Source organism: Acinetobacter sp. YH01003 (genome assembly GCF_013420525.1).
In the GTDB taxonomy this organism is placed as follows: domain Bacteria; phylum Pseudomonadota; class Gammaproteobacteria; order Pseudomonadales; family Moraxellaceae; genus Acinetobacter; species Acinetobacter towneri.
Genome location: NZ_VOXY01000002.1, coordinates 135809 through 148082, shown reverse-complemented (window position 1 = coordinate 148082; position 12274 = coordinate 135809). Strand labels below are relative to the sequence as shown.

Genomic DNA, 12274 nt, shown 5'->3' with positions numbered 1-12274 from the left:
GGTCAGTGTGTGAGATTAATCTACAAAAATAAGCGAAAAGTTGTTAAAAAATGGGTCGATATTCGTATACTGATCAAAGTCTGTCGCTCATTCTAATATCGTAAATATAGATGAATGATCAGCAGAGCTTAAATAACACAACAATAGGGTAGATGATGTCACAAGCACATACTGAATTTAAACTCATGGAAGAAGAACAACTTTCAGTCGAGCTAATTGAAGCCCAATATGCTTTAAAAAACACCAAAGGTGAAAAAAATGCCAAAAGTTTGCTGATTTTAGTGAGCGGCATTGAATTGGCGGGTAAGGGTGAATCGGTTAAACAATTAAGAGAATGGGTCGATCCGCGTTATTTAAGGGTAAAAGCCGATGCGCCGCACCCGTTTAATCCCAAACAGACACTTTGGCAGCCTTATGCACGTTTTATTCCTGCCGAAGGTCAAATTATGGTGATGTTTGGCAATTGGTATAGTGACTTATTAAGCACAGCCATGCATGTGTCTAAACGAATTGATGACACCATGTTTGATAACTATGTCGAAAAAATGCGTGCCTATGAAGAAGACTTAAAAAATAACCATGTGGATGTCATTAAAATCTGGTTCGATTTATCGTGGAAATCACTACAAAAACGACTAGATGATATGGAACCGAGCGAAGTGCATTGGCATAAATTGCACGGCTTGGATTGGCGCAATAAAAAGCAATATGACAGCTTGCAAAAGCTGCGCCAACGCTTTACCGATGACTGGATTATGATTGATTGCGAAGATGAAACCATCCGCGATCAACAATTTGCACAGCATATTTTACGTGCTTTAGAGCATTGTCCTGTGCATCCGACCAGTTCGGGCATCACTTGGCAAGCTGCAGAAATTCCAGAAGTTTTGCTTAATCCTGTATCTGAATCGGTCAATGAGGATGACTATAAAGCAGAGTTAAAGAAACTCACGAAAAAAGTGGCAGATGCACTGCGTTTAGATAACCGTAATGTCAGCATTGTTTTTGAAGGAATGGACGCAGCAGGCAAAGGCGGCGCGATTAAACGGATTGTAAAAAAACTGGATCCGCGTGAATACGAAATTTACACCATTAGTGCACCTGAAGCCTTTGAAATCAGTCGTCCTTATTTGTGGCGTTTTTGGACGAAAATTCTGCCTGAAGAAAAAATCAATATTTTTGACCGTTCTTGGTATGGGCGGGTATTGGTAGAACGTGTAGAAGGTTTGATTAGCCCACTGGAATGGCAGCGTTCTTATGACGAAATCAACCGTTTTGAAAAAGACTTAAATGATCATCAAACTGTCGTCATCAAATTTTGGTTAGCCATTAGTAAAGATGAGCAGGAGCTGCGTTTTAAAGCACGTCAGGAAACCGCACATAAGCGTTTTAAAATTACAGATGAAGACTGGCGCAACCGTAGCCGTTGGGATGATTATTTGGTGGCAGCGGCAGATATGCTGCAACGTACCAGTACCGAATATGCACCGTGGCACATCATTCCGAGTAATGACAAAAATGCAGCACGTTTGGAAATTTTAAGAACCATCTTGAAACAACTCAAGGCAGAATAATCTGCCTCGAGGATGCAAAGACTGCGTGTTAAGTTAGCTGAATTTGAGCCTGTTTAGTTTAAAAATTAAGCATTCACAACTTTGGCTTGTTTAAGCTGAATGCTTTTTGCCAGTTTATAGCTTTCTTCAACATGCGTTTCGGCAATTTTTTTCATAATAAAATAACCCAAACCTGCTGCCACCATTTGTCCACCCAATGGAATAAACTTGGTGACTTGTTTGGTGATGTACTTGGCTGCGACATTATTCAGGGATTTTTTTACTGCAGTACGCGCCACGACTAAGCCTGAAAATTCCACACCGCGTTTACGCAATTCGCTCCAGTGGACTTTTCGGGTTTCAGGATCATACACGCTGACTTGCTCAGGAGATAAGCCAAAACGTGCATTAATTTCTGGAATCAGTTGCGACAAGATGCCCACATCAATGACAACGTCTAAGAACGGCACAGGAATGACGGCTGCACCTGCAGAAAAATAGGCACGTTTTTTGACCAGTTCTAGGCATTCTGCACGAATCATTTCCAAGTCTAGGCTTGGATCAATACTGTCTGGAATTGTCTCTCTTTTTATCATAAGTACAACCTTAAAATGGCGGATAATCGTATGCTGTTTGGTAAATTAAACCACTTTATTCAAAGCACTTTTTGAATAAAGTAGGCAATAAAAGTATGCTTGTAAAGTGGCATACACCGTTGTAAGTGTATAGCCAATAATCTTTATTCTTTTGTTGTGCTTGAGGCAAATGATAGATCAACGGCCTTCTAGTACATTTAATACATTCTTATTCAAAATAAATTAAAGGATACCTTATGGCGATTCATGTCATACAAAGCCAACGTATAGAAGTTTTAGTCAATGAAATGCTGAAAACCATACGTCAACCGACATCGAATCCGCTTCAGGTGCTACAAACCCAGCATTTTATTGTGCCTTCAGTGGCAGTAGAAAAGTGGCTGACGGAAAAAATAGCCGAGCAAAAAGGCATTAGTGCCAATACTGAATTTCATCATCGTATTCGTGCCTTTCAATGGGCCGCTTATCAGGCAGTTTTAGACGATAAAGATCGGGTGCGTCAGGCAAATATTCCGCGTATTGTGATGCAATGGCGTGTGTTTTATGACTTACAACCGTGGATACAACACGAACAAAACCCACTTCCTGCCGAGCATGCTTTACATCGTTTGATTCAGCGAATTTATGACAGCGCAGAGCAATTGTCACAGGGTTTAGAAAAGCAGCTCAAAAAGCAAAACATGCTGTATTGGGTGGCAGATAAAGTTTCACGTTTATTTAGCAATTACATGGTTTATCGTGGTTTTTGCCAAAAAGGCTGCGAGGGTGTCTGCCAATGTCAAAGCAATTGGTTAGCGGTTTGGGGACAACAGAAACGCCTGAACTTAAAGCAGCAAATTTATATCCCTAAAAACTTTGAGAGCGAAGAAGAAAAACAAGCGGCATTGGAAATAGCCGCATTTACTCAAGAGCAAGCCGAAGAATTAGAGCAATGGCAAAGTTGGTTGTGGTTGCATATTTTTCATGCAGATTTTGAAAAAATGCAGGAGATTGATCTGCAATTTTGGCAAGCTTTGGGCGAGCCTGAAAATCCAAATTCGTGTATTAACAAATTACCCAAACAGTTGGTGATTTTTACCTTATTGGATTTGCCGCCAAGTCAGTTGCTGTTTATCCGCCGTTTGGCGCAGTATATGGATATTTTTATTCTGCATTACAACCCATCGCAAGAATATTGGGCAGACATGGTCGATCCTAAGTGGAAATTAAACATGGATGCGCGAATCAAAAGTCGTTTTATTCGTGAGATGGAAAGTCAAAATAAAACTGTAAGCGATGATGATATTGCTGCGTATATCAAAAAATATAATGGTGAATTTAATGCCGATATGCGCGAGTCACATCATCCCTTGCTGACACGCTTTGGTAAGCAGGCACGCGATCACTTTTCTTTATTGGCGGCGTTGTCAAGTGGTGATGAAGGCGAGTGGTATGATCTTTTCCCTGAAGAAGAGCCGCAACATTTACTTGGCAAAATTCAATCGGATGTATTGAATTTGGTTGAGCCAGTCGCGCAGGCGTATGACTTAGACCCTGCCGATGAGTCATTGCAAATTCATGTGTGTCATTCAAGTTTACGTCAGCTTGAGGTACTTAAAGATCGTTTAATTGCATGGCTAGGACAAGATGACAGCCGCCAAGCCAGTGATATTTTGGTGTTGAGTCCGAAACTCAAAGAACAAGAATCTTTAATTCGCAGCGTATTTGCTGCACCGCCAAGTGAACGTGATCTCTATCAGAAAGGACAACAAAAATCACAGCAGAATCAAGCCGCTTTAGGGCATCAACTCAGTCAAGATAGTGTGTATTTGCCTATTCAAATTGCAGGCATCAGCTCTTTAGACATTCATAATGCTTGGCGTGCGGTGGTTGGGCGTATAGCGCTAGTACAAGGACGTTTTAGCTTTGAGGAGTTTGGCGACTGGTTGAGTTTGGCTGCCACACAACAGCGTTATGCCTTGAATTTAAACAATATTGAGCGCATGAATGAGTTGTTGGCCAATGCAGGTTTTAAACGTGGTTTAGATGCCGAGCATTTAAAACGCAGCCTGAGTGCAGATGATCAAGATTATCGGTTCAGCTTAAAGTTTGCTTTAGATCGTTTGGCTTTGGGCGTTGCAGTGCCAGAGCATTGCGTGGTTCAGCACACTTTAAGTTATGCCGATGTGCAAAGTAGCGATTTTGAATTGATTTTTAAACTGGTTCAAATTTATCAGGATTTTGCACAGCGCCGTGATTGGCTAATTCAGCATGAATTGGGGCAAGCCAAAACGGTGGAATATTGGCTTAAACAACTGATGCAAGACCTGAGTGAGTTTCAGGATGCAGGGGTAGATGTGTTGGCATCGGTGTTTAGTTTGGTGCAAAAACATGACCGTATGCTGACCTTAGCCAGTTATTTTGATGTGCAGTCGGGTCAAGATTTGCGTCATTTAAGCTTACCGCTGGATTATATTCTGCAAGAAATTTCAGCCCAGCTCGAAACCCAACTCGAACAAGCCAGTCCATCGGGCGCCATTACCTTTAGCCAAATTGGTGCAATTCGTCCACTGCCGTATAAGCTGATTGTGATGCTGAATTTGGACAATGGCGTGTTCCCAAGTCGTGACCAGCAATTGGCTTTTGATTTGATGCAATTATTAAAACCACAACTGGGAGATCGTTCACGCATTGAGGATGATCAAGGGGCATTTTTAGATAGTTTATTGTTGGCGCAAGACAGTGTTTGGTTATTTTATAACGGTTTTGATGTCAGTGATGGCGAGGTGCGCGATCCATCCGTGGTGGTGCAGGAATTTGTGCAGCATTTGGAGTTGATTGTGAAACATCCCGATGAAGCTAGCGATTCACGCTTAAATTTGAATGGTGTCGAGATTCCCGCACAATTGAAATCTCTTTATCACTTACATAGTTTGCAACCTTTTGATCAACTGCGTTTTGCCGAAAGCCGTGAAGTTCGCTTTAAAGATCAATGGTATCGGGTTGCCAAACAAATGCAGCAAGAAACCACACCACGCGAAGCATGGTTTGGTGAATATCCATTATTGCCACAAGACGTGGTGGTACTCGACAGTATGCAATGGATTCGAGATGTATGTTTCCCTGCACGTGCCTATTTAAAAGCGATTGGAGTCGAAAATTTACAATCCGACACTGCTGCAATGAACCACGAGCCGCTGATTTTAAATGGCTTGGAAAAATATAGTGTGCGTGATTTTTTACTGCAACATGGCGAGCAAGATGCAGAAAGCTTGTTGCAAGATACCTTGCCTGTGGGTAAAACCTTAAATGCCACGTTTCAAACGGGACTGCAAGAACAGCAATATTTACGTGACACACTCCAGCAATTTGCAGACGAGGCAACCACAACAACGCAACAGCTTTGGAAAATGAATCCGCATCTGCATATCCGTATTCAAGTGCCTGAACAGCCGACAAAGCTTTGGTGTAGCGTGGTGGCAGCGAGTGCCAGACCAAAAAAATATGCCGAAGTATGGTTGGAATATCTGTTCTGGGTGGCTTATCAGAACACAGAACAGCAAGATTTAGAGCGGATTGTGGTGTGTAAAGATGCGGTGATTCATTTTGCCAATATCCATGCACAGCAAGCACACGAGTATTTAGCCCAGTGGTTTGAGTTCTGGAAACACGCACAGCAATATCCTGTGTTATTGCCTGCGGCTTTGGTTTTAAAAATGAAAGATAAAAAAGAATTTGAAATTCAGTGGGATGAAGCTCAGTCCGATCAAGTTTTGAATATGGAAAGCTTCGTAAAACATTGGCATGACGGTGCTAGGAGGAGCTTTATTGATGAAAGTGAGAAAAATCACCCAGACTGGTCATTTATTTTTCAAGACAGTGAAACTGAACCGTTGTTGATTGAGGCATTTCAGCAATATAGCCATCGACTGTATCAGCCCATCATTGAAAATTATGAATCTGCGAAAAATCTTCAAAAACAAGGGGAATCTGCGTGAACTCATCTAGCCTATTCCCAATTTGTTATGACCCAATTCAAGAGATGCAATTTAAAGGCTTGCATTGGATTGAAGCATCGGCAGGTACAGGAAAAACCTATACTTTATCTAGTTTGATGGTGCGGATTTTCCTGAAAGATTATTTGCCTAATCAAGTGATTGCGACCACATTTACCCGTGCCGCCGCAGCCGAGCTAAAAAGTCGTATTCGTGCACGCTTGCTTGAAACCCAACAATATATCGACCAGTGTTTAAATCAGTCTTTAGATCAACGCGCCCTTGCAGAGAAAATTGCACAACTACAAGATCCTTTACTCAAACATATTTTGCAGAAATATCGTTTAAAACTGGACTATGCCAGTTCACGTTTGAAGTTGGTGAGTGCGCAACTGGATGAGCTATTTGTAGGAACATTAGATAGCTTTAGCCAAAAATTATTGCGTGAATTTTCCTTTGAAAGTGGCAAAATTGAGCGCGCCAATATTACTGACCAAGCATCGGTCTATACCGAACAATTGGTGCATGATGTGCTGCGTGAATGGATTCAGGCACAGCCTCAGCATGTTGTGGACTATATGCTGTTATGTGGGCGGTTGAAATCGGCAGCCGATTATGAGGGTTTGGTCAATACCAGTTTAAATTTTGCATCGGCAGAGATTCAAGGCATAGATCAGGCACAGTTGGAGGTTCAGGATTTAGCAGAGGCGTTGCAGAATTTAGCCAGTATCACCATGACGCAAATTGAAGAATTAAAAGAATATTATGATGGTGAATATAGCTTTAATTTTTCCGATTATGTCGCGGGGAGTGATAAGAAGGGGTTGCAGCCACTATTTACAGTGACTTTGCCAAAACTGATTGAAAAAATTAAGCACAGCCCTTTAGAACATTATTTTAATTCACATCTTGCCGCATTGTTTAATGCGGTCTTTGCACTATATTTGAACCAAGACGGTAAGCTCAGAAAATCAATTTTTAACAAAGCGAAAGCACCATGTACGCAAGAGGTGCAAGATGCTTTTTTTGATCATCCTGTGATCCGAAAAATCAAAGCAGTGGTGGATGCCAAACTTAATTTTGAGCATCAAATTGAATTGGTGGAGACCAATTTAAAATTCTATTTGGTACAACACGTCAAACAGCGTTTACCGCAACTTTTACAGCAAAAAGGGGAAACCACTTTTGCCCAACAAATTCGCAGTTTAGCCGAAGCTTTGCAGGGAGAACGCGGGCAGCGTTTTGCACAGTTTGTGCATACGCGTTATCCACTGATTTTGGTGGATGAATTTCAGGACACCAACCAAGACCAAGATGACATGCTGGCGCAAATTTGGCGCAATCCAAAGTGGTATGCGCGCGGTTGCATGATTATGGTGGGCGATCCTAAACAGGCAATTTATGGTTTCCGCGGTGGCGATATGCTGACCTACAACAATGCCCGTGACGACGTGCTGAAAAAGCAAGGTCGCATTTACTCGCTCAGACAAAATCATCGTTCAGTGAAAGAGCTGGTCAGTGTGGTGGATGAGTTATTTAAACGCCAACCCGCTTTTGGTGAAAAAGTGATTTATGATCCTGTCATTGCAGGTTCACGTCCTCATCCTGCCTTAATGGATCGGCAACAGGCCAATCCCGCACCGCTGCGTTGGGTAACGGTGGAACATGATCAGGATGAGTCCATTCAAATTGCACGAAAAATTCGCGAGTTATTAAATCAAGGCATTGCAGGCGATTTATATTTTGATCACTCTTCAGGCAAAGTCGCTTTACAAGCCGATGATATTGCCATTTTATCGACCAGTCATCAAAAGCTTGATCAAGCCCAATACGAGCTTGAACGGATTGGAATTCAGGTCAATAGAAGTAGTCAGCGCAGTGTTTTTACAGGCTTTTTAGCCAAAGATGTGGCGGCAATTTTAACTGCAATTTTACATCCTTATGATGAAGCCAAGGTCAAGCGTGCCTTACTGACACGTTTATTGGGTTATAACCTGCAACAGTTGATTGAACTTGAGCAACAGGGGTTAGGTCAGTTTATTTATGACTTCGACTGCATTCGGGAAATGTGGGTCAATAAAGGCTTTTTAACCGCATGGAATTACTGCCTGAACTTATTTAAAATTTGGGAAAATTTGGTGGCAAAACGCAGTTTTGACAATGAACGGCATGTGGTGAATTTACGCCATTTAACCGAATTGCTGAGTCGTCAAAGTGAACGCCATCAAGGGGCTTACATGCTGTATTACTGGTATTTACAGCAAGTTGAATCACCTGCCAAACGCGATTGGGAAATTGAACGAAAACTTTCTAATGCGGCAGGCGTGAAATTGATGACCATTCACCAGTCCAAAGGCTTGGAGTTTAAAGTGGTCTTTTTGATGTCGGCAGATCAGCCACCTATATCTGACAAGTCTGCTTTGGTGTTTGCAACGCAGGAAGAGCAAGGCATTGAGCAACGTATCATTGCCATTAAACATAAAGACATAGATGCCACAGCAATGCAGCAGCACAGTGAGCGCCGTTTGGCAGAGTTGAATCGGCTTTGGTATGTGGCACTCACCCGCGCCAGTTATCGGGTCTATGCGATGCTAAAACAGCCTACGCCTGCAAAAGAAGGTAAAAAAGAGGCTGCACCAAAATCTGCTGGTTTAAATGTTTGGCGTTTACAAGCGCCAAGTTCAGCAGAAATTGCAGCAGCGTGGAGCTGTGATGAAGCACCTCTGACACAATTGGCGGCAGCATTACAACTCGAACAAGTGCAAGAAATTAAGATTGAAGCCGCAGATTTTCCGCAGCGTCGTTTTTATCCACGGACCAAAACCAGTTTTAGTGGCTTGGCACAACATTTACCTGCCGCCATGCGTAGCGATACTTTGGCATTGGCAAGCGAGGAGCAGGCTGCCGCTGCCGATGAAATCAATCAGGAACCTGTCGAAGCGGAACAGGAAATTGTACAGGTGGCTCAACCGATTGCATGGATCAAAGCTAATTTTCAGCGTGGTACTCAAGCGGGGAGTTTTTTACATAAACTCTTTGAATACATCGACTTTAAAGCCAGTTATAACGACATTTTTGAAGAAGTCAAACGCCGTTTTCATAACGACAAAGAGTTTAATTCAGATGTGTTATTGGTAGATTTGATTGCAAAACTCGACACTGCCAAAGGCAGCGCGACTGTGCAGGAAGCAGATATTTTTGCGCACATGACCGAGTGGCTGAAGGATGTGTTGAATACTCCTTTGCACGATACTTTCCAGCTTTCCGCCTTATCTACTGCACATTATTTATCAGAGTTTCCATTCTATTTGGCGTTGGCAGATCAGCGCTTATTTATTCAAGCAATTCAGCAATTGTTTGAAGATGCGGGACATCCTATTCAAGATTTAAATGAAGCCGCTACTGCGCGTTATCTGACAGGCTCAATTGACTTGGTTTATTTTGATGGGCAGTGTTATCACATTGCCGACTATAAGAGTAATTATTTGGGTGCCGATCAGCGCGATTATGAAAAAACCAACCTTGAACACAACATGACCCAATCGAGTTATTGGTTACAAGCGGCCTTGTATTTGGTGGCGTTGCACCGTTATTTGGGCAGTCGTTTGCAAGATTATGATATTCGGCAACATTTGGGTGGAGCCAGTTATTTGTATTTGCGTGGTATGCAGGGGCAAGCAGGGCAAGGGGTTTGTCATTGGCGGCCAGATGCGGAATTTATTCTGCAACTAGATCAAATATTGGGTTACTTTGAACTTAAAAAATAACGCTAAGTCAGCTTATCGACTTAATAAAACAATTGCTTATCCTGTGGATAACTTTGAGGATAACTGTGTGGAAAACAAGCATATTCACTTAAATTCAGCTCAAACGCCAATGCAGGCGTGGATGGATTACCTATGTCAGCCGCCATTTAGCAATGTCACTTTTGATGCTTCAGCGCAAATTTTGATGCAACAGGTACTCGATGCTATTCAGCAAGGGGATAGCTGTATTCCTGCAACCGCAGAACAAGTGGCGGCATTGCAACATTTGCACATGAACTTGCAGCGTAGCGCTTTAAATCCTGATCCACAAATTGCACCGTTTGTATTTGATGGGCAGCGTTTGTATTTGTATCGCTACTGGAAACTGGAACATCAGGTTGCTAGCGATATTTTACGGATTCAGGCGCAGCCGCCTTTGTCCTTTGAATTACAAGCCGAACAGCTTAATTTATTGCAAGATCCACAGCAGCAAAAAGCGTTACAGACTGCGGCAACTCAAAGTTTAAGTATTATCACTGGTGGGCCAGGTACAGGAAAAACCTATACTTTGGCGCATATTGTTGCGGTGCTTAATCAAGCTTTGCCAAATATTCGGATTGCGATGGCTGCACCAACAGGCAAAGCGGCACAGCGGATGGATGAAGCTTTGCAAAATGCCTTGAATAGTCAAGCTTTACAAATGTTTAATGTCGATGCTTTACGTCAATTACGACCCGTGACTTTGCATCGTTTATTGGGCTTAGGCAATACAGGCAAGCCACGTTTTCACGCTAAACAACCTCTACCTTATGACGTGATTGTGGTCGATGAAGCGTCGATGCTGGATTTAAGCCTGTCACAGATGTTATTGGCTGCCATTCCTGCGCAGGCACGTTTAATTCTGTTGGGCGATGCCAATCAATTGGCTTCAGTCGATGTCGGTACAGTATTGGCCGATTTACAGCAAGTGCCTGAACTCGCAAATAACCGTGTCAATTTAGTGACCACACGTCGTTTTGCTGAAGGTGCAAAAATTGGCGCAATGGCGAAGTTTATTCAGCAAGAACATTCTCCTGCACAGGTTTTGGCTGAATTTGAACAGCAAGTCGTGGCAGCAGGTAAATTAAAGCCAATTCAATTTAAGCAAGTCGAAATAGATGCCCTACAACTGCAATATTTACCTCAGCAAAATGGGCAAATTTCAGCGGAAAATTTAGCGCATTATTATGATCAGCTGATGTATGGTTATCAGGCTTATGTAGCGGTATTAAAAGCACATACTTTGGGCTTGGAACAATCAAGTACAGCATTTCAAGCGCATGTTGAGAATGTGGTGAATGTATTTGATGATTACCGTATTTTAACCGCAATTCGTCATGGTCATTTGGGTTTACAACAACTGAATTTGCAGATTGAAAAACGCTTGTTGCAACAGTTAAAACAAACCAAACATGGCGATTGGTATGCAGGACGCCCCGTCATGATGACCTATAACGATTATCAACTGGGGTTGTCGAATGGTGATATTGGCATCTGTTTTATGCGAGAGCAGAATGATCAGCGCCAGTTTGAAGTATATTTTCCAAGTTTAAATAAGTGGGTGCCTGCAACACGCTTACCTAAAAATATTGAAACCGCATTTGTACTTACTATTCATAAATCGCAAGGTTCTGAATTTACTCATACAGCTGTGGTGTTGGATGCTGCGGCAAAAAACTTGCTGAGTAAGGAGCTGATCTACACTGCCATTACCCGTGCTAAAAAAGTCGTAAGTTTGTTGGTTGATGCGCAAGCTTTGCAGCAAGCTTTGATGATTCGTACCCGTCGCAGCAGTGGTTTATTAGCCAGAATTAATGACGTTTTAGATTGTTAAGAAAAACTGAATAAGTGGCGGCTTTGTACGAAATGGCTTACATTGATTCGAGAAATTTGCGCATAGAGATTTCAAGATCTTTTTGAGAAGATGACTTCACATAAAAAGCTCAATAGGGATAGTTGAGCATAATCGCAGAATAATAACGATAAATGTCGAATGACAGCGAACTGACAGGACGTGAGTGAGAAGAGGAAACTTACAGCCGCTAAGCCTTGTAGTTTTGGGAGAGACTACAGGGCTTTTTTATGCCTGTAAGTTTGGGTGATTTGCAAAATGCTGACAATGCTTACCTGTTGTAAGAAAAAGCTTACAAATAGATACGAGAAATACGACTTCTTTCACTTTACTATTGTGGCAAAATCTACCACACAAGGACGTGAAAGCAAGAACAGGAATGTTCAGAGAATAAGACGCGAAAACGCGCAAATAACCACAATAAACAAAACAATAAGAATAATAAGACAAGAAACTACAGCGCAAAAACAGCCCGAGCTATGCTCGGGCTGTTTTATTTTAACGGCAAAATATT

The 12274-nt window shown here is 42.2% G+C and carries 5 protein-coding genes; 4 read left to right on the top strand and 1 reads right to left on the bottom strand.

The genetic code is table 11. The features are described from left to right. Window positions 1–155: 155 nt before the first annotated feature. Window positions 156–1574, top strand: coding sequence for a phosphate--AMP phosphotransferase (locus FTT70_RS04040; protein WP_180168312.1), 1419 nt, complete (start codon window positions 156–158; stop codon window positions 1572–1574). 65 nt (window positions 1575–1639) lie between these two features. On the opposite strand, the gene FTT70_RS04035 is transcribed toward FTT70_RS04040, so the two are convergent. Then, entirely contained in the window at window positions 1640–2149 is a 510-nt protein-coding gene (locus FTT70_RS04035; RefSeq protein ID WP_004975913.1) for a hypothetical protein, read from the bottom strand. Window positions 2150–2385: 236 nt separating this feature from the next. On the opposite strand from FTT70_RS04035, the gene FTT70_RS04030 reads away from it, so the two are divergent. From FTT70_RS04030 to recD, 3 genes are all read left to right on the top strand, one after another. Continuing rightward, window positions 2386–6126 (top strand): exodeoxyribonuclease V subunit gamma, encoded by a 3741-nt coding sequence (locus FTT70_RS04030; RefSeq protein WP_180168311.1) that lies wholly within the window; start codon window positions 2386–2388, stop codon window positions 6124–6126. 44 nt (window positions 6127–6170) lie between these two features. Next, a complete protein-coding gene (locus tag FTT70_RS04025; RefSeq protein WP_180168330.1) occupies window positions 6171–9890 on the top strand; it encodes a UvrD-helicase domain-containing protein in 3720 nt (1239 codons plus the stop codon). A gap of 109 nt (window positions 9891–9999) precedes the next feature. Continuing rightward, window positions 10000–11742 carry an exodeoxyribonuclease V subunit alpha gene (recD, locus tag FTT70_RS04020; RefSeq protein WP_218952764.1) on the top strand — a complete coding sequence of 581 codons (1743 nt, stop codon included), beginning with the start codon at window positions 10000–10002 and terminating at the stop codon, window positions 11740–11742. Window positions 11743–12274 lie beyond the last annotated feature (532 nt).